At 70.7% G+C, this 17,388-nt stretch carries 16 protein-coding genes and 2 pseudogenes; 12 read left to right on the top strand and 6 right to left on the bottom strand.

What is annotated here, in order from left to right; genetic code table 11:
- Positions 1–58: 58 nt before the first annotated feature.
- The 5 genes from ACWCP0_RS23825 (at position 59) to ACWCP0_RS23805 (ending at position 5,136) form a co-directional block, all read left to right on the top strand.
- Positions 59–436 carry a YraN family protein gene (locus tag ACWCP0_RS23825; protein WP_451080824.1) on the top strand — a complete coding sequence of 126 codons (378 nt, stop codon included), beginning with the start codon at positions 59–61 and terminating at the stop codon, positions 434–436.
- Positions 436–2,067, top strand: coding sequence for a YifB family Mg chelatase-like AAA ATPase (locus ACWCP0_RS23820; RefSeq protein WP_451080823.1), 1,632 nt, complete (start codon positions 436–438; stop codon positions 2,065–2,067). Before ACWCP0_RS23825 ends, ACWCP0_RS23820 begins: the two co-directional genes overlap by 1 nt.
- A 154-nt stretch (positions 2,068–2,221) precedes the next feature.
- Entirely contained in the window at positions 2,222–3,391 is a 1,170-nt protein-coding gene (dprA, locus tag ACWCP0_RS23815; RefSeq protein WP_451080822.1) for a DNA-processing protein DprA, read from the top strand.
- Positions 3,392–3,644: 253 nt separating this feature from the next.
- Positions 3,645–4,481 (top strand): RNA polymerase sigma factor WhiG, encoded by an 837-nt coding sequence (whiG, locus tag ACWCP0_RS23810; RefSeq protein WP_451080821.1) that lies wholly within the window; start codon positions 3,645–3,647, stop codon positions 4,479–4,481.
- Positions 4,482–4,575: 94 nt separating this feature from the next.
- Entirely contained in the window at positions 4,576–5,136 is a 561-nt protein-coding gene (locus tag ACWCP0_RS23805; protein WP_451080858.1) for a TetR/AcrR family transcriptional regulator, read from the top strand.
- A 477-nt stretch (positions 5,137–5,613) separates the two neighbouring features.
- Here ACWCP0_RS23805 and ACWCP0_RS23800 read toward each other — a convergent pair.
- A pseudogene (locus ACWCP0_RS23800) lies at positions 5,614–6,006 on the bottom strand (peptidoglycan DD-metalloendopeptidase family protein); the annotation flags it as partial.
- 259 nt (positions 6,007–6,265) lie between these two features.
- Here ACWCP0_RS23800 and rpsB point away from each other — a divergent pair.
- The 5 genes from rpsB (at position 6,266) to ACWCP0_RS23775 (ending at position 10,927) form a co-directional block, all read left to right on the top strand.
- Positions 6,266–7,156, top strand: coding sequence for a 30S ribosomal protein S2 (rpsB, locus tag ACWCP0_RS23795; RefSeq protein ID WP_451080820.1), 891 nt, complete (start codon positions 6,266–6,268; stop codon positions 7,154–7,156).
- A gap of 97 nt (positions 7,157–7,253) precedes the next feature.
- On the top strand, positions 7,254–8,090 hold the full coding sequence (tsf, locus tag ACWCP0_RS23790) for a translation elongation factor Ts (RefSeq protein WP_451080819.1): 837 nt from the start codon (positions 7,254–7,256) through the stop codon (positions 8,088–8,090).
- Positions 8,091–8,248: 158 nt separating this feature from the next.
- Positions 8,249–9,031: a UMP kinase gene (gene pyrH / locus ACWCP0_RS23785; RefSeq protein ID WP_451080818.1), complete on the top strand. Its 783-nt coding sequence runs from the start codon at positions 8,249–8,251 to the stop codon at positions 9,029–9,031.
- Between the two features lie 178 nt (positions 9,032–9,209).
- Positions 9,210–9,767 carry a ribosome recycling factor gene (gene frr, locus ACWCP0_RS23780; protein WP_093653660.1) on the top strand — a complete coding sequence of 186 codons (558 nt, stop codon included), beginning with the start codon at positions 9,210–9,212 and terminating at the stop codon, positions 9,765–9,767.
- Positions 9,767–10,927 carry a phosphatidate cytidylyltransferase gene (locus tag ACWCP0_RS23775; protein WP_451080817.1) on the top strand — a complete coding sequence of 387 codons (1,161 nt, stop codon included), beginning with the start codon at positions 9,767–9,769 and terminating at the stop codon, positions 10,925–10,927. Before frr ends, ACWCP0_RS23775 begins: the two co-directional genes overlap by 1 nt.
- A gap of 122 nt (positions 10,928–11,049) precedes the next feature.
- Here the strand turns inward: ACWCP0_RS23775 and ACWCP0_RS23770 are convergent, their stop codons facing one another.
- From ACWCP0_RS23770 to ACWCP0_RS23760, 3 genes and pseudogenes are all read right to left on the bottom strand, one after another.
- Entirely contained in the window at positions 11,050–11,862 is an 813-nt protein-coding gene (locus tag ACWCP0_RS23770) for a hypothetical protein (RefSeq protein ID WP_451080816.1), read from the bottom strand.
- A gap of 426 nt (positions 11,863–12,288) precedes the next feature.
- Positions 12,289–13,088: pseudogene (locus tag ACWCP0_RS23765) on the bottom strand (SDR family NAD(P)-dependent oxidoreductase); the annotation flags it as partial.
- Positions 13,089–13,106: 18 nt separating this feature from the next.
- The gene (locus ACWCP0_RS23760) at positions 13,107–14,126 is read right to left on the bottom strand and encodes an aldo/keto reductase (protein WP_451080815.1); all 1,020 of its coding nucleotides are present in this window, start codon (positions 14,124–14,126) and stop codon (positions 13,107–13,109) included.
- A gap of 184 nt (positions 14,127–14,310) precedes the next feature.
- On the opposite strand from ACWCP0_RS23760, the gene ACWCP0_RS23755 reads away from it, so the two are divergent.
- On the top strand, positions 14,311–15,195 hold the full coding sequence (locus tag ACWCP0_RS23755; RefSeq protein ID WP_451080814.1) for a helix-turn-helix transcriptional regulator: 885 nt from the start codon (positions 14,311–14,313) through the stop codon (positions 15,193–15,195).
- A 126-nt stretch (positions 15,196–15,321) separates the two neighbouring features.
- Here ACWCP0_RS23755 and ACWCP0_RS23750 read toward each other — a convergent pair whose 3' ends face one another.
- Together ACWCP0_RS23750 and ACWCP0_RS23745 are read right to left on the bottom strand one after the other, a co-directional pair.
- Positions 15,322–15,564: a hypothetical protein gene (locus tag ACWCP0_RS23750; RefSeq protein WP_451080813.1), complete on the bottom strand. Its 243-nt coding sequence runs from the start codon at positions 15,562–15,564 to the stop codon at positions 15,322–15,324.
- Entirely contained in the window at positions 15,561–15,902 is a 342-nt protein-coding gene (locus ACWCP0_RS23745; protein ID WP_451080812.1) for a DUF6233 domain-containing protein, read from the bottom strand. Before ACWCP0_RS23745 ends, ACWCP0_RS23750 begins: the two co-directional genes overlap by 4 nt.
- Positions 15,903–16,173: 271 nt before the next feature.
- Between ACWCP0_RS23745 and rlmN the strand changes: the two genes are divergently transcribed.
- Positions 16,174–17,280, top strand: a complete 1,107-nt coding sequence (gene rlmN / locus ACWCP0_RS23740; RefSeq protein WP_451080811.1) for a 23S rRNA (adenine(2503)-C(2))-methyltransferase RlmN — start codon at positions 16,174–16,176, stop codon at positions 17,278–17,280.
- Positions 17,281–17,388 lie beyond the last annotated feature (108 nt).

The raw sequence follows: 17,388 nt of genomic DNA, 5'->3' as shown, positions 1-17,388 counted from the left end.
CCAAGATCCACCAGCTGGGGAGTGACGCGTCAGAGTCGGTGCCGGAGGTGGTGCCGAGATGAACGCGACGGGGGCACTGGGGCGGTACGGCGAGGAGCTGGCGGCACGTCGGCTCACCGAGGCCGGAATGGCCGTGCTGGCACGGAACTGGCGGTGTGGACGGACCGGCGAGATCGACATCGTCGCCCGGGACGGCGATGCCGTCGTCGTCTGCGAGGTGAAGACCCGAAGGGGCGCTCCGCCGGGGAGCGGGGCCTTCGAGCATCCGATGGCAGCGATCACGCCCGCCAAGGCGGACCGGCTCCGACGGCTGGCCGCGTGCTGGGTGGACCGCCACGGCGGACCCCCGCCGGGCGGAGTGCGGATCGATCTCGTCGGGGTGGTCGTGCCGCGGAGAGGCGCGCCCCGCGTCGAGCATGCGCGGGGGGTGGCCTGATGGGATTCGCGCGTACGTGCTCGGTGGCGCTGGTCGGCGTCGAAGGCGTGGTGGTCGAGGTCCAGGCCGACCTGGAGCCGGGCGTCGCGACATTCGCCCTCGTGGGACTGCCCGACAAGAGCCTGATCGAGAGCCGCGACAGGGTCAGGGCGGCCGTGGTCAACTCCGGCGCCGAATGGCCGCAGAAGAAGCTCACGGTGGGGCTGAGTCCCGCCTCCGTGCCCAAGGGAGGCAGCGGATTCGACCTCGCCGTCGCCTGTGCGGTCCTCGGCGCCGCGGAGCGCATCGACCCGAGGGCGATCGCCGATCTGGTGCTCATCGGGGAGCTGGGACTCGACGGCAGGGTCCGGCCGGTGCGCGGAGTGCTGCCCGCCGTCCTCGCGGCGGCCGAGGCGGGCTACCAGCAGGTGGTCGTCCCCGAGCGGACGGCGGGAGAGGCCGCGCTGGTGCCGGGCGTGTCGGTCCTCGGTGTGCGCAGTCTGCGCCAGCTGATCGCCGTGCTCAACGACGAGCCGGTCCCCGAGGAGGAGCCGGACGTCGACGGCCGGCCGGACGCCATGCTCGCCGGGCTCCTGGTGCCGGGAGCGGGGGTGGGCACAGGGCTCGCACCGAGCACGGCGGCCGGTGACGGCGAGAGCCACTGGCCGGACCTTGCGGACGTGGCAGGACAGCACGCCGCCCGCACGGCCCTGGAGGTCGCGGCGGCCGGAGCCCACCATCTGCTGCTGCAGGGCCCGCCGGGCGCGGGCAAGACGATGCTGGCGGAGCGGCTGCCCGGAGTGCTGCCGCCGCTGACCCGGCAGGAGTCCCTCGAAGTCACCGGGGTCCACTCGGTCGCGGGCATCCTGCCGCCCGGCGAGCCCCTGGTGCGCACACCGCCGTACTGCGCCCCGCACCACTCGGCGACGATGCAGTCCCTCGTGGGTGGCGGGCAAGGGCTGCCGAGGCCCGGAGCGGTGTCCCTGGCCCATCGGGGCGTGCTGTTCCTCGACGAGGCCCCGGAGTTCTCCGCCAAGGTGCTGGACGCGCTGCGCCAGCCGCTGGAGTCCGGGCATGTGATCGTGGCGCGGAGCGCGGGAGTGGTGCGACTGCCCGCCAGGTTTCTGATGGTCCTGGCGGCGAACCCGTGCCCATGCGGGCGGCACACCCTGCACGGCGCAGGGTGTGAATGTCCCGCGTCGGTGATCCGGCGTTACCAGGCACGGCTGTCCGGGCCACTGCTCGACCGGGTCGACCTGCGCGTCGAGGTGGAGCCGGTCAGCCGCTCCGATCTGCTCGGGCAGGGCGGACGAGGGGAGACCACGCAGACCGTCGCCGACCGGGTCCGCGAAGCCAGGGTGAGGGCCGCCGCCCGGTTGGACGGCACCCCGTGGAGCGTCAACAGCGAGGTGCCGGGCCATGAGCTCCGCACCCGCTGGCAGCCGGCACCGGGCGCGCTCGCTGCCGCCGAGCGGGACATGGAGCGCGGCCTGCTCACTGCTCGGGGCATGGACCGCGTCCTCCGCGTCGCCTGGACGATCGCCGATCTCGCCGGCCGCGACCGCCCCGCCGCCCACGACGTCGCCCTCGCCCTGCAACTGCGCACCGGCATCGCCAGGGGCGCCCCGGTGGTGGTCGGAGCGGCACCGTGACGGGCCGCGGCACCTGGGACAGGGGTGGGCCCGGGACCCGGCTCGGGCGCCCTGGTGGTGCGGCTGTGCCTCGCGCTGCGGTGCGTCCCGTAGCGGTGCCGGGCGGCAGCCCGCGCCGGGGGTTCCGGCCCGGCGGGCAGAGCGGGGGCCGGGCATGACCCCCTGTGGTGTCAACAACGAGGAGCGGCTGGCCCGCGCCGCGTTGACCCGGGTCGTCGAGCCGGGTGACGAACACGGCGGCCGGTGGCTGCGCGAGCACGGCGCAGTGGAGCTCATGGCGCGCCTCACCGCACCCCGGCTCCCCGAAGGGACGCTGCCCGGGGCGGGGGAGCGGCGCATCGAGGGCTACCGGACGCGGGCGGCCGCAGCCCGCCCGGAGCGCGATCTCGAGGCGGTGGCGGCGGCCGGCGGGCGCTTCCTGTGCCCGGGCGACGCGGAGTGGCCGCGCCAGTTGGACGACCTCGGGGACGCGAGACCCGTCGGGCTCTGGGTCCGGGGTGGCCCCGACCTGCGGATATGGGCGCTGCGCTCGGTCGCCGTGGTGGGCGCCCGTGCCTGCACACCGTACGGCGCTCACATGGCCGCGAGGCTCGGCTCCGGGCTCGCCGAGCGCGGTTGGGTCGTCGTCTCCGGTGCTGCTCACGGCGTCGACGGTGCCGCCCACCGAGGCGCCCTGGCCGCCGGGGGTGCGACCGTCGCGGTGCTCGCCTGCGGGGTCGACGTCGTCTATCCCCGCTCCCACGCCGGGTTGATCGGCCGCATCGCGGAACAAGGCCTGGTGATCGGCGAGTTGCCGCCCGGCAGCCACCCGACGCGCAGCCGGTTCGTCCTGCGCAACCGCGTCATCGCCGCCCTCACCAGGGGCACCGTCGTCGTGGAGGCGGAATACCGCAGCGGCTCGCTGGTCACCGCGCGCGCCGCGCAGCGCATCGGACGCTTCACGATGGGTGTTCCCGGGCCGGTGACCAGCGGCCTCTCGGCAGGAGTGCATGAACTCCTGCGGGGCGAGGCCGTGCTCGTCAGCGACGCCGACGAAGTCGCGGAGCTGGTGGGGGACATCGGGGACCTCGCCCCGGAGCGCCGCGGACCGGTGCTTCCCCGAGACCTCCTCGGTCCCGCCGAGGCGCACATCCTGGAGGCGCTCCCGGCCCACGGTGTCCTCGACGGACGCGACATCGCCCGCCGCGCCGGGGTCACGACGGACGAGGCGCTCGGCAGGCTGTACGAACTGCATGCGCTGGGGTTCGTCGAACGGCAGGGCGACGGCTGGCAGTTGGTCAGGTCCGCGCTGCACACCTCGAACATCCGGCGAGGCGGTGCTTGACCTGGAGCATTCGGGTGAAAAGGTGATGCCGGTGACTTTCGCGGCTCCCTGGCGGCACCAGGAGGGCCGGCGCATGCGGCGTCGGCCCTCGTTCGAAGGTGCGGCCGACGGGCTGTACCCGCGCAGGCGCCATCCATCGGCCTTCGCGCACCGCAACAGTCCAGTCACGCTACGCTCACGAGGTTCACCGCCCAGCCATCCGCCCAGAAACCCGTCCCTTCACACCCCACAGCAGAACGGCTCAAGGCAACGCATGCCCCAGCACACCTCCGGGTCTGACCGTGCGGCAGTGCCCCCAGCTGCACGTGGCGACGTCCGGCCGCCCGCGCCCTCGTCGCTCGACGAGTTGTGGCGGTCGTACAAGGCGACGGGCGACGGGCGGCTGCGGGAGCAGCTGATCCTGCACTACTCACCGCTGGTGAAGTACGTGGCGGGCCGGGTGAGCGTGGGGCTGCCGTCCAATGTCGAGCAGGCGGACTTCGTCTCGTCCGGGGTGTTCGGGCTCATCGACGCGATCGAGAAGTTCGACATCGAGCGGTCGATCAAGTTCGAGACGTATGCGATCACCCGCATCCGGGGCGCCATGATCGACGAACTCCGCGCGCTGGACTGGATTCCCCGCTCCGTGCGGCAGAAGGCGCGGGCGGTCGAGCGCGCCTACGCCACGCTGGAGGCGCAGCTGCGGCGCACCCCCTCCGAGAGCGAGGTCGCCGCGGAGATGGGCATCGGGCTCGAGGAACTGCATGCGGTGTTCAGCCAGTTGTCCCTGGCGAACGTGGTGGCCCTGGAGGAACTGCTGCATGTCGGCGGCGAGGGTGGCGACCGGCTCAGTCTGATGGACACCCTGGAGGACACCGCCGCGGACGACCCGGTGGAGGTCGCCGAGGACCGGGAGCTGCGGCGGCTCCTCGCCCGCGCGATCAACACCCTCCCCGACCGTGAGAAGACGGTCGTCACGCTCTACTACTACGAGGGCCTCACCCTCGCCGAGATCGGCAACGTCCTCGGGGTCACGGAGAGCAGAGTCAGCCAGATCCACACGAAGTCGGTGCTGCAGCTCAGGGCGAAACTGGCGGACGCCGGCCGCTGACACGTGCCCAGGGGCACGGAATCGCCCCAGCGCCCGCCCGCTCGCGGGAGAGCGCCCGTAAAGTGGTCCCGTGCCCAGGATTCGAGCGGCCTCCGTGGCCGAGCACCGGACCATGCAGCGCGGCGCCCTGCTCGATGCCGCGCGTTCCCTGCTGTCCGAAGGCGGTACGGAGGCCCTGACCTTCCCCGCCCTCGCCGAACGCACAGGCCTGGCCAGGTCCTCCGTGTACGAGTACTTCCGTTCGCGTGCCGCAGTCGTCGAAGAGCTGTGCGCGGTCGACTTCCCGGTCTGGGCCGGCGAGGTCGAAGCCGCGATGGAGCGAGCGGGGACGCCCGAGGGCAAGGTCGAGGCCTATGTCCGCCGACAGCTCGACCTCGTCGGCGACCGGCGCCACCGGGCCGTCGTCGCAATCTCCGCGAGCGAGCTCGACGCCGGCGCCCGCGAAAAGATCCGTGCGGCACACGGCGGCCTCGTCGCGATGATCGTCGAGGCCCTCGGGGAGCTGGGCCACCAGCAGCCCCGCCTCGCAGCGATGCTCCTCCAAGGCGTCGTCGACGCCGCTGTCCGCCGCATCGAACTCGGCGCGGCGGAGGACCCCTCCGACATCGCCGAGGCCGCGGTGTCGATGGCGCTCCGGGGAGTCCGCGGCGACTGAGCCCGCCGGGGGCAAACGGGAGGCCTCTGACCCTGTCGGTGGTCCTGCGCCTGTGGGCCTGGCCCTGACGGGGCGGAGGGAAGCGGGCCCCCACCGGGTCGTCCTTCGCACCGGGCCGCTCGATCCCCGTTCCTTTCGCTCGCCCACCCCGCGCCCGCTGTGCCCGCCGCCGCACTCCCGCCCGAGCGCCCGGTGGAACCAGACCGCCGCCGCGGCCAGCGCCATCGCCGGGACCGAGCCGGCGCCCGCGCCGGTTGCCGCGACCGCCTCAACCGCGCCCACCGACCTCGACCCCGACCCCGACCCCGATCCGGATCCCGATCCCGATCCCGACCCCACCCCCGGCACGGCCACCCCGAAGACCGGAAGCAGCCGGGACGGTCCTCGGTGCAGCTCCGAGAGCGGCAGCAGCGACAACGGATCGAGGTACGCGTCCCCGCGGCGCAGTCCCCAGTGCAGACAGCCCTGCGGACAGTGAGACGGGCCCTCCGTCACGACCGCCACCACCTGGCCCACGGCCACCTCGGCGCCCGTGCGGACCAGCGGGCGCACCGGCTCGTACGTCGTCCGCAGGGGAGGGTCGCCCGTACCCGTCAGGCCGATCGAGAGGACCCCGCGGCCCGCGACCGCACCCGCGAACGACACCCGGCCCGCCGCGGCGGCCCGCACCTCGGTACCCGGCGGCGCCGCCAGGTCCACGCCGCGGTGCCCCCGCCCGTACGGAGTGGCCGGCGGCTCCCAGCCCCGTACCACGGCAGGCCGCGGCGGACCCACGGGCCAGGCGCCGTCACCGGCCGAGGCCACGCCTCCCTCGAGCACCCAGAGCACAGCTGCCACCACCGCGACCGTCACCACACGTACCCGATTCATGACACCGACCGTCGCGCACCACCGCCCGATGCCGCTGATCATGCTCGGGATCTGTGGACAACCGGCCGGTTGTGGACAGCGCCGTCACCCGGCACCGCGCCGGTCCCGTACACTTCTTCTGGCGATCCGGGTCACCGGGTCGACTTCGCACGCCCCGCCACCACCTCCAACCTCGGTCGGTGGCCGCGCTCCTCGGTCCCTTGTGGCACGGCGCGTCGGGGCGTCAGGACATAACCGAGAAACTCAAGGAGATACGGCCATGGCCGTCGTCACGATGCGGGAGCTGCTGGAGAGCGGCGTCCACTTCGGTCACCAGACCCGTCGCTGGAACCCGAAGATGAAGCGCTTCATCTTCACCGAGCGCAACGGCATCTACATCATCGACCTGCTCCAGTCGCTGTCGTACATCGACCGCGCCTACGAGTTCGTCAAGGAGACCGTCGCGCACGGCGGCTCCATCATGTTCGTCGGCACGAAGAAGCAGGCGCAGGAGGCCATCGCCGAGCAGGCGACCCGCGTCGGCATGCCCTACGTCAACCAGCGCTGGCTCGGCGGCATGCTCACCAACTTCTCCACCGTCTACAAGCGCCTTCAGCGTCTGAAGGAGCTCGAGGCGATCGACTTCGAGGACGTGGCCGCCTCCGGCCTCACCAAGAAGGAGCTCCTGGTCCTCTCCCGCGAGAAGGCCAAGCTGGAGAAGACCCTCGGCGGTATCCGCGAGATGCAGAAGGTGCCGAGCGCCGTCTGGATCGTCGACACCAAGAAGGAGCACATCGCCGTCGGTGAGGCGCGCAAGCTCCACATCCCGGTCGTCGCGATCCTCGACACCAACTGCGACCCCGACGAGGTCGACTACAAGATCCCGGGCAACGACGACGCGATCCGCTCCGTCACGCTGCTCACCCGCGTGATCGCCGATGCCGTCGCCGAGGGGCTCATCGCCCGCTCCGGCGTGGCCACCGGTGACTCGAAGCCGGGCGACAAGGCCGCGGGCGAGCCGCTGGCCGAGTGGGAGCGCGACCTGCTCGAGGGCGAGAAGAAGGCCGACGAGACCCCGGCCGCCGAGGCCGAGAAGCCGGCCGAGGCCGCTGCCGAGGCGCCGGCCGAGGCCGCTGCCGAGGCGCCGGCTGCGGACGCCGAGCAGGCCTGACACCGCAGGTTTCGGAAGTTGACGGCGGGGGCCCATGAAGCCCCCGCCGTCGGCCCGTAGATCGTTCGACTCTTCGACTTCAGAGAGATTCACAGACATGGCGAACTACACCGCCGCTGACGTTAAGAAGCTCCGCGAGCTCACCGGCGCGGGCATGATGGACTGCAAGAAGGCGCTCGACGAGGCCGAGGGCAACGTCGACAAGGCCGTCGAGGCGCTGCGCATCAAGGGCCAGAAGGGTGTGGCCAAGCGCGAGGGCCGCTCCGCCGAGAACGGCGCCGTCGTCTCCCTCATCGCCGACGACAACACCTCGGGTGTCATCGTCGAGCTGAAGTGCGAGACGGACTTCGTCGCCAAGGGCGAGAAGTTCCAGTCCGTGGCCAACGCCCTCGCCGCCCACGTCGCCAAGACGAACCCCGCCGACATCGAGGCGCTGCTCGCCTCCGAGATCGAGCCCGGCAAGACCGTCCAGGCGTACGTCGACGAGGCCAACGCCAACCTCGGCGAGAAGATCGTCCTGGACCGCTTCGCGCAGTTCTCCGGTGCCTACGTCACGGCGTACATGCACCGCACCATGCCCGACCTGCCCCCGCAGATCGGTGTGCTCGTCGAGCTCGACAAGCCGAACGCGGAGGTCGCCAAGGGCATCGCGCAGCACATCGCCGCCTTTGCGCCGAAGTACCTCTCCCGTGAGGACGTCCCGGCGGAGGTCGTCGAGTCCGAGCGTCGTGTCGCCGAGGAGACCACCCGCGCCGAGGGCAAGCCCGAGGCCGCCCTCCCGAAGATCGTCGAGGGCCGCGTCAACGGCTTCTTCAAGGAGGCCACGCTCCTTGGCCAGCCCTACGCGCTCGACAACAAGAAGTCCGTCCAGCAGATCCTGGACGAGGCCGGTGTCGCCCTGAAGCGCTTCTCGCGCATCAAGGTCGGCATCTGAGCCGGTACGCGATCGACACGGGAGCCCGCTAGGGTTTCCCAGCAGTCGTCGGCCGCGTAGACGTCGGACGACCGCAGATCAGACGAGGAGGCCATTGCCGCAGGGACACCAGCACCCACCGGCAATGGCCTTCTTCGTATGTGCACGAGGAGATCTCCATGAACAAGGGCGCGGACGCCAATCCGGCTGCCGACGACAAGAGCGACCACACCGGCAAGAAGGCCGGTCGGTTCATGCTGAAGCTGTCCGGGGAGGCCTTCTCCGGCGGTACGGGCCTGGGCGTCGACCCCGACGTCGTACACGCCATCGCACGCGAGATCGCGGCGGTCGTCCGTGAGGGCGCGCAGATCGCGGTCGTCATCGGCGGCGGCAACTTCTTCCGCGGCGCGGAACTCCAGCAGCGCGGCATGGACCGGGCGCGCTCCGACTACATGGGCATGCTCGGCACGGTCATGAACTGCCTCGCGCTCCAGGACTTCCTGGAGAAGGAGGGCATCGACTCCCGCGTCCAGACCGCCATCACCATGGGGCAGGTCGCGGAGCCGTACATCCCGCTGCGGGCCGTGCGCCACCTGGAGAAGGGACGCGTCGTCATCTTCGGCGCCGGTATGGGCATGCCGTACTTCTCCACCGACACCACCGCGGCCCAGCGCGCTCTGGAGATCGACGCCGAGGCCCTGCTCATGGGCAAGAACGGCGTCGACGGGGTCTACGACTCCGACCCCAAGAGCAACCCGGACGCCGTGAAGTTCGACGCGCTGGAGTATGGCGAGGTGCTCGCCCGCAACCTCAAGGTTGCCGACGCCACGGCCATCACCCTCTGCCGCGACAACGATCTGCCCATCCTCGTCTTCGAACTGCTCGCCGCGGGCAATATCGCGCGGGCGGTCCGGGGTGAGAAGATCGGCACGCTCGTGAGCGACCAGGGCACCCGGGCCTGATCCGGGCGACCGCCCCCCAGTGGGGATGGACAAAGCCCTGCCGGTCGGACACCGTGCAGGGGAACGCGCCGCCAAGATTCGCCGGTCTCGTACTCGTATGCGTCACGTGGTTCCGCAAGCGCCAAGCTGACCGACACGCGTACACGCCGGGCCTACTCAAGACACGCAGGAGCAAGTGGTGATCGAAGAGACCCTCCTCGAGGCCGAGGAGAAGATGGAGAAGGCCGTCGTGGTCGCCAAGGAGGACTTCGCCGCGATCCGTACCGGGCGTGCGCACCCGGCGATGTTCAACAAGATCGTGGCCGACTACTACGGTGCGCTGACACCGATCAACCAGCTCGCCTCGTTCTCGGTGCCCGAACCGCGGATGGCCGTGGTGACTCCGTTCGACAAGAGCGCGCTGCGCAACATCGAGCAGGCGATCCGGGACTCCGACCTGGGCGTCAATCCGAGCAACGACGGCAACATCATCCGGGTGGTGTTCCCCGAGCTCACCGAGGAGCGCCGCCGCGAGTTCATCAAGGTCGCCAAGGGCAAGGCCGAGGACTCCCGGATCTCGATCCGCTCCGTGCGCCGCAAGGCCAAGGAGGCCATCGACAAGCTGATCAAGGACGGCGAGGTCGGCGAGGACGAGGGCCGCCGTGCCGAGAAGGAGCTCGACGACACCACCGCGAAGCACGTGGCGCAGGTGGACGAGCTGCTCAAGCACAAGGAAGCCGAGCTGCTCGAGGTCTGATGAACGACTCCTCCTGGGGGGCCCCGCCGCGCGCGGATCACAGCCCCGGTCACTGGGGGCCGCCCGACCAGGGGGCCGCCCCGGCGGGTCGCGCTTACGATGAGCATGGTGCCCAGCGCACTCGGCCCATGCCCATCGTGCCGGAGCCGTACGTTCCCGACGCAGGTGGAGACGCAGAGGACCGCGACCACCGAGATCACCGCGACGACCGCGACCGGGGGGCCGCTCGGTGGAGTGGCTCCCTGTTCCGCGAAGAGATGCCGCAGGAGCCCATGCCCACCCCTCCGCCGCCTGCGGCGTCCCAGCCGCCGGAGTCGCCGCAGCCCTCCCAGCCGCCGCAGAAGAAGCGCGCCGGCCGGGATCTGCGGGCCGCCATAGGTGTCGGTGTCGGGCTCGGCGCCGTGATCATCGCCTCCCTCTTCATCGTCAAGGCCGTGTTCGTCGGCGTCGTCGCCGTCGCCGTGGTCGTCGGTCTGTGGGAGCTGACCTCCCGGCTCGACGAGCGCAAGGGCATCAAGGCCCCCTTGGTGCCGCTCGCCGTGGGCGGCGCGGCGATGATCGTGGCCGGCTATGTGCGGGGCGCCGAGGGCGCATGGGTCGCCATGGCGCTCACCGCGCTGGCGGTGATGGTCTGGCGGATGACCGAACCGCCCGAGGGTTACCTCAAGGACGTCACGGCAGGGCTCTTCGCCGCGTTCTACGTGCCGTTCCTGGCCACGTTCGTCGCGATGATGCTCACCGCCGACGACGGGCCGCAGCGCGTGTTCACCTTCTTGTTGCTGACTGTGGTCAGCGACACCGGCGCGTACGCGATCGGCTGGCGCTTCGGCAAGCACAAGCTCGCGCCGCGGATCAGTCCCGGGAAGACCCGCGAGGGCCTGGTCGGAGCGGTGACATTCGGCATGGCGGCGGGCGCGCTGTGCATGCCGCTGCTGATCGACGGCGGCACCTGGTGGCAGGGCGTGCTGCTCGGGCTCGCGGTCGCCGTCAGCGCGACCCTGGGCGACCTCGGCGAGTCGATGATCAAGCGGGACCTCGGCATCAAGGACATGGGCACGCTGCTGCCGGGGCACGGCGGCATCATGGACCGGCTGGACTCGCTGCTGCCGACGGCGCCGGTGGTGTGGCTGTTGCTGGTGATCTTCGTCGGTTCCGGCTGACGCCGTTGCGGACGTACGAAGAGGGGCTCACCGCCGATGGGCGGTGAGCCCCTTCTTCGTAGCCCCTTCTTCGTAGCCCCTCGTCATGGCAGCGTCGCACCCCTGCAGAGCGCCCCGCGGTCCTATCCGACCGGGCGGTCGTCCGACGCCTGCTCGCTGTGCGCCCTGGGCGTCGCCTTCGCCGCCAGCACCCCCACCACGATCAACGCGATGCCCAGCCAGGTCTCGTCGTCCTCGAAGATCAGTACGGCGATGCCCAGCGGGATGAGCAGCCCGGCCAGCGAGATCAGCAGCCCTCTGACCGGGGGGCCGTCCTGGCCGCGTGCCTTGGCCCGCACGTAGTCCGGGTACCACTCGGTGAAACTGACGGCGGCGGCGATCGCCAGGATCTGGATGATCCACTCGGTCCAGACGTTGTCCGGATCGTGCAGTACGAGATCGCCGTAGGCGCCCGCGACGGCGGCCGCCAGGAAGGCGAGCCCCCAGACGCCGGTGATCACGTAGTTGGTCCGCCTGAAGACGGGGGAGTCCCAGTAGGCGCGGTCGACCCGCTCCCGGGCGTACTGGAGGGTGAAGGGCATCCGCACGGCCATGGAGCCGAAGGCGATGACCACGAGGGCGATGTTCGCGACCTCGTCCGTGTACGTCTCCAGCCACCGGAGGGTTGCCTCGTCGGCGAGCCCCCCGACGATGGCGAGAAGCGCGAAGACGGCCACGTCCGCGGCCTCGAGGATCTTGAACGAGCCGCCGGGATGCACGATCCGCCCCGCGACGACGACAACGACCGAGACGGCGAGGGCGAGTCCCACCGCGAGCCAGAAGCGGCCGGTACCGGAGACGACCGAGAAGATGATCCACGGAGCCATCCCCACGACGGGATTCTCGAGTGCGCCGGCCAGCCACCGGCCCGCTGCGGAATCGGCCACACCGTTCATGCGACAGCCCCATTCGGATCACGAGTCCTCGATTCCAGACTGACGCCTGGCGACGGGCCGCGCGACGCGGCCCGTCAGGGCCCGACGCGGTCGGCAGGTGAGGCCGAATGAACCTCGTTGCCGGCAGAGACGGAACGGACCAGCGCGAACAGGGCGACGAGCGAGAGGGTCGCAGCCACGTCGGAAACTCTTTTGACGGTGTGTCGGGGTGGCCGGCCGAGCTGGGCGCATCGCGGAAACCTGCGGGCGCCTTGAGGGACGCGGCATCACCAGTCGGACGTGCGACCGGCGGCCGCGGCCCTGTCCGTCGAAGACCAGGACCGCGGCCCCCTGCTCGGTGAACTGCGGGTTGCCGTACCAGGGCACGGTGTACCCGCCGTCGACGGGCAGTGCGATGCCCGTGACGAAGCTCGACTTGTCCGAGCAGAGCCAGACCACGGCATCAGCGACTTCTCCGGCGTCGGCGATCCGTCCCAGGGGATGGGCAGCGATGAGCGACTTCAGCGGGTCCTCGTGCGGGTCCCGGGACGCGAGCATCGGAGTCTGTACGAGACCGGGGCATACGGCGTTGATGCGGATGCCGTGCGGCGCGACGTCGAGCGCGGAGCTCTTCGTCATGGCGATCTCGGCGGCCTTGGTGGCCGTGCAACCGGAGAATCCGGGGACGCCTACCAACGCCGCGCCGGAGGACATGTTCACGATGGAGCCGGATCCCTGCGCCACCATGTGGCGCATTCGTGCTTCATCGAGAGGAACACACCGCGCACGTTGAGGGCGATCATGTGGTCGAGCATCTTGGTCGAGTAGTCCTGGGTGAGTTGGTACTCGCCGTCGTAGCCCGCGTTGTTGAGGGCGAAGTCCAGGCGGCCGATGTCTGCGACAGCAGACTGGACGGCCTTTTGCACCTGGGCCTCGTCGGTCACGTCGGCCACCACGTAGCGGGCGGAGCCACCGGCGGCCTCGACCGGGCGGACGGTCTCCTGCAGGGTCTCCGCCGTGCGGCCCGCGACCGTCACCAGCGCCCCTTCGGCCGCCGGCGCCGGGGCGCTCGCCCGCCCGATGCCGCTGCCGCCCCCGGTGACGAGCGCCGACTTGCCCGCAAACTGCTGGGTCGTTCCTTCTTCCTCTGCGTGTGTTGCTCTCTGGGGAGTGGTCGGTCGGGAGCAGTGAGGCCGGGCAGGCTGCGCGCCGCGGCCGTCACGTGCGATCCCGACGAGGAAGGTCACCGGTGGCGACCAGGGGATTCACCGGCGGCGCAGGCGCTTGTCGAGGAGGGCCGGCGGCTCGGTGGCGAAGTTGTCGGCGGCATTGACCTCGGTGCCGGGCGCGACGATCTCGTCGATCCGGTCGAGGATGTCGTCACTCAGCTCGACGTCGGCGCCGGACAGCAGACCGTCCAACTGCTCGCGGGTCCGCGGCCCGATCAGTACCGACGTGACGGCCGGATGCGATCGCACGAACGCCAGGGCCAGATGAGTCAGCGGTATGCCCGTCTCCTGCGCCACCCTGGCGAGCTCACGTACGGCCGCGACCTTGGTCTGGTTGGCGGGCACGCTGAGGTCGAACTGGCCTGCCGCGATACGAGCGCGGACCCTCGTGGTCGGGTCGGCGCCGGACAGCCAGCCGCTGGACAGGGGAGCGTAGGTCAGCACGCCCATGCCATAGCGCTGCGCGGTGGGCAGAACAGCCGCCTCGATGGTGCGGCTGAGGATCGAGTACCGCGGCTGCTCGGTGAGGAAGCGTCGGTGACCGCCCTTCTCGGCGGCCCACTGTGCCTCCACGGTGCGCTCGGCCGGAAACGTGGAGGAGCCGATCGCGCGGACCTTCCCCGCGCGGACAAGGTCGGACAGGGCCGACAGGGTCTCGTCCAGGTCGGTGTCGTAGTCGGTGCGGTGCATCTGGTAGAGGTCGATGTAGTCGGTGTCCAGCCGTCGGAGGCTGTCCTCGACCGCGCGCTTGATCCACCGCGCGGAGCCGCCGGCATGGTTGGCGTCCGTACTCATCGGCAGGCCGAACTTCGTTGCCAGCACGACCTCCTCGCGGCGGCCCTTGAGTGCCTTGCCGACGATCGCCTCGGACTCGCCGCCGGAGTACACGTCGGCCGTGTCGATGAAATTGATGCCGGCATCGAGCGCCGCGTGGATGATGCCGACGGCATCCGCGTGGTCGGCATTTCCGGAGCTGTTGAATTCTCCGAAATTCATCGCCCCGAGAGCGAACTCGCTCACTGATATTCCGGTGGCACCGAGAATCCTGCGCCTCATGGATGGTCTCCCTTGGATGAACTGCTCCGGCCCTGGTGGCCGGGGTCAATGACGCATCCAGAGCACCACTGGCGTCGATACCGCGGAAGAGCAGACTTTGACCCGGGGTGTGGTCTGCGGGGGGGTCCGGCAGAACCCCCCACGGCTAAAGACGCGCACCGCTCGCAGAGCTAGCCTGACCATCATGTGTGACCACGTGCCCGAGACCGATCTTCGGGAATTCCTGCGGACCCGCCGGGCCCGCATCACCCCGGAACAGGCGGGTATTCCCCCGCATCCCGGCGTGCGCCGGGTTCCCGGCCTCAGGCGTGAGGAAGTCGCCCAGCTGGCCGGAGTCAGCGTCGACTACTACGTACGGCTGGAACGCGGGCGCAGCACGAGTGTCTCCGTCTCCGTACTGGAGGCCGTGGCTCGTGCACTCCGGCTCGATGACACCGAGCGCAACCATCTGTTCGCCCTGGCCAAACCTTCCCGGCAGCGGCCGCGCGCGGCAGCGACGCAGCGTGCCCGGCCCGGGCTGTTGCAAGCGCTGGAGAATGTCGCCGACGTCCCGGCCATGATTCTGGGACACCGCCTGGACGTCCTGGCCACCAATCGCCTGGCCCGCGCCCTCTACCTCGATTTCGACGCCCTGCCGGCCGGCGAGCGGAACATGGCCCGCTACTTCTTCCTCAACGACGCGGCCCGCGATCTCTACGTCGACTGGCCCGGGAGCGCCCGGGACGTCGTCGGCATGCTGCACCTGTATGCCAGCCACTATCCCCATGACCCGCGGCTCGCCCAGCTGGTCGGCGATCTGTCCGTCAGCGACCGGGACTTCCGTCGATGGTGGGCGGACCACGACGTGTACCAGCCCAAGTACGGCTCCAAGCGGTACCACCACCCGCTGGCCGGGGAACTCACCCTGGACTTCGAGGCCTTCACTCCCAAGGGCGATCCCGACCAGACGTTCGGTCTGTACACCGTCGAACCCGGATCACCGTTCGAAAACGCTCTGCGCATGCTCGCCAGCTGGACCGCCGACAACTCGCACATCAACACCGAAGAATCCGCCGAGCACGAGCACTGACACAGCCGGTGCCCCCAGGGGCATCGAGTCTCCGGATAGAGCCTACGAGTCCGAACTCGGGACGATCACGCCTTCTGGAACCGTGCGCGCAAGAAGGGGCACCGGTGGAACAACGCTCCGCAGCGGTCAGCCCGCGCCGTATTCGTGTGGTCGCCCGGCCTGCCAGTCCACCCAGTGCGGATCGTCCAGGAGGTCCCATGCGTCCGGCAGGCCGGCGCGGCGCAGGAACTCGATCAGGTCGGCGTCGCTGCGGGCCAGGCCGGCGGTCTGTGTGCGAATCGTCACCCGGCGGCCGCCGGTGCCCGTGGCGCGGTGCACGACGATCGGTGCGGTGCCCGGGTCCCCGGGCTGCGACGGTTCGCGGTTCACAGCACACCGAGGTCGGTGTCGGCACGGCAGTACGGGCACGGGGCGACGCCGTCCTCGGTGAGGGCACGGAGCGCCTGGGCGCGTGTCAGGGGCTTCGTGTGCTTGCCGGCCATGCTGCAGTCGCTCGTGTGAACGGCATCGGGGGTGGCCTTGCCGCCCGTTCGCTGCATCGCGAGTTTCCACCCCGGCTGGGGCGGGGGCAGCGTGCGCGCCGCACGGGCAGCGACCACCTCCTGCCGCTCGAGCTCCGCGATGGTCTGGTCGGTGCGGCGCAGCTGCCAGGCCAGCCACTCGCGGACGCTGCGCAGGCGCTCCAGACGCGACACTTTTTCGGACACAAGTTCGATTCTAGTGCCGAGTGTGGCCCTCGTGACAACGTCCTGCCCGTTCAGGGTCGGGCGCTGGCTCCCTGCGGGGCCGCGAAGAGCTGCCGCCGATCGCGTCCAGGCCCTTTCGTCGGCCCGCCGGCCAGCCGGAACGCCGACCGCGCCGGGCCGTTCCCCGGGCCGTCCGCGGTCGCACCGCAGTGACCGACGACGCCCGGTGACGACCGTCACGGTCGTCGAGAGCCCCAGGTCACCGGATTCCGTCTGCGACACTGGACGAACCATGCCCAAGCCCGGAGAACTCACTTTCGTCGCCCCGCGCGGAGCCAAGAAGCCCCCGCGGCACCTCGCCGACCTCACGCCCGCCGAGCGCAAGGAGGCCGTCGCCGCGATCGGCGAGAAGCCGTTCCGCGCCAAGCAGCTGTCGCAGCACTACTTCGCGCGGTACGCGCACGACCCCGCGCAGTGGACCGACATCCCGGCGGCCGCGCGTGAGCGGCTCGCGTCGGAGCTGTTGCCCGATCTGATGTCCGTCGTCCGGCACATCTCCTGTGACGAGGACACCACCCGCAAGACGCTGTGGCGGCTGCACGACGGGACGCTCGTGGAGTCGGTCCTGATGCGCTACCCGGACCGGGTGACGATGTGCATCTCCTCGCAGGCCGGCTGTGGGATGAACTGCCCGTTCTGCGCCACCGGCCAGGCGGGGCTGGACCGCAATCTGTCGACCGCCGAGATCGTGCACCAGATCGTTGACGGCATGCGGGCCCTGCGCGACGGAGAGGTCCCCGGAGGACCCGCCCGGCTCAGCAACATCGTCTTCATGGGCATGGGTGAGCCGCTCGCCAACTACAAGCGGGTGGTCGGCGCCATCCGCCGGCTCACCGACCCGGAGCCGGACGGCCTCGGCATCTCGCAGCGCGGGATCACCGTGTCGACCGTCGGTCTGGTTCCGGCGATGCACCGGTTCGCCGACGAGGGCTTCAAGTGCCGCCTCGCCGTCTCCCTGCACGCACCGGACGACGAGCTGCGCGACACCCTCGTGCCGGTGAACACGCGCTGGAAGGTTCGGGAGGTGCTGGACGCCGCCTGGGAGTACGCGGAGAAGTCCGGCCGCCGCATCTCCGTCGAGTACGCCCTGATCCGCGACATCAACGACCAGGCGTGGCGTGGTGACCTGCTCGGCCGGCTGCTCAAGGGCAAGCGGGTGCACGTCAACCTGATCCCGCTCAACCCGACGCCGGGATCGAAGTGGACGGCCTCCCGCCCCGAGGACGAGAAGGCGTTCGTCGAGGCGATCGCCGCCCACGGAGTGCCCGTGACCGTCCGGGACACACGAGGTCAGGAGATCGACGGAGCATGCGGACAGCTCGCGGCTTCCGAGCGTTGACCCCCGTGTAATCTGGCTCGAACATCTGCATATTCCGACAGGGGAGCGCCACAGCGCTGAGAGTGCGGTGACCGTCAGACCGCAGACCCTCTGAACCTCGCCCCGGTC

The organism is Streptomyces sp. NPDC001970, from assembly GCF_053594115.1.
The sequence above is the reverse complement of the archived record's forward strand: the minus strand, read 5'-3'. Positions and strand labels throughout refer to the sequence as shown.

What these genes read in the sequence shown, in the direction of transcription:
- whiG (WP_451080821.1), top strand. Translation starts at nt 3,645, where the DNA reads ATGCCCCAGCACACCTCCGGGTCTGACCGTGCGGCAGTGCCCCCAGCT.
- ACWCP0_RS23755 (WP_451080814.1), top strand. Translation starts at nt 14,311, where the DNA reads ATGTGTGACCACGTGCCCGAGACCGATCTTCGGGAATTCCTGCGGACC.
- ACWCP0_RS23760 (WP_451080815.1), bottom strand. Translation starts at nt 14,126, where the DNA reads ATGAGGCGCAGGATTCTCGGTGCCACCGGAATATCAGTGAGCGAGTTC.
- ACWCP0_RS23820 (WP_451080823.1), top strand. Translation starts at nt 436, where the DNA reads ATGGGATTCGCGCGTACGTGCTCGGTGGCGCTGGTCGGCGTCGAAGGC.
- tsf (WP_451080819.1), top strand. Translation starts at nt 7,254, where the DNA reads ATGGCGAACTACACCGCCGCTGACGTTAAGAAGCTCCGCGAGCTCACC.
- ACWCP0_RS23825 (WP_451080824.1), top strand. Translation starts at nt 59, where the DNA reads ATGAACGCGACGGGGGCACTGGGGCGGTACGGCGAGGAGCTGGCGGCA.
- pyrH (WP_451080818.1), top strand. Translation starts at nt 8,249, where the DNA reads ATGAACAAGGGCGCGGACGCCAATCCGGCTGCCGACGACAAGAGCGAC.
- rpsB (WP_451080820.1), top strand. Translation starts at nt 6,266, where the DNA reads ATGGCCGTCGTCACGATGCGGGAGCTGCTGGAGAGCGGCGTCCACTTC.
- dprA (WP_451080822.1), top strand. Translation starts at nt 2,222, where the DNA reads ATGACCCCCTGTGGTGTCAACAACGAGGAGCGGCTGGCCCGCGCCGCG.
- ACWCP0_RS23770 (WP_451080816.1), bottom strand. Translation starts at nt 11,862, where the DNA reads ATGAACGGTGTGGCCGATTCCGCAGCGGGCCGGTGGCTGGCCGGCGCA.
- ACWCP0_RS23775 (WP_451080817.1), top strand. Translation starts at nt 9,767, where the DNA reads ATGAACGACTCCTCCTGGGGGGCCCCGCCGCGCGCGGATCACAGCCCC.
- rlmN (WP_451080811.1), top strand. Translation starts at nt 16,174, where the DNA reads ATGCCCAAGCCCGGAGAACTCACTTTCGTCGCCCCGCGCGGAGCCAAG.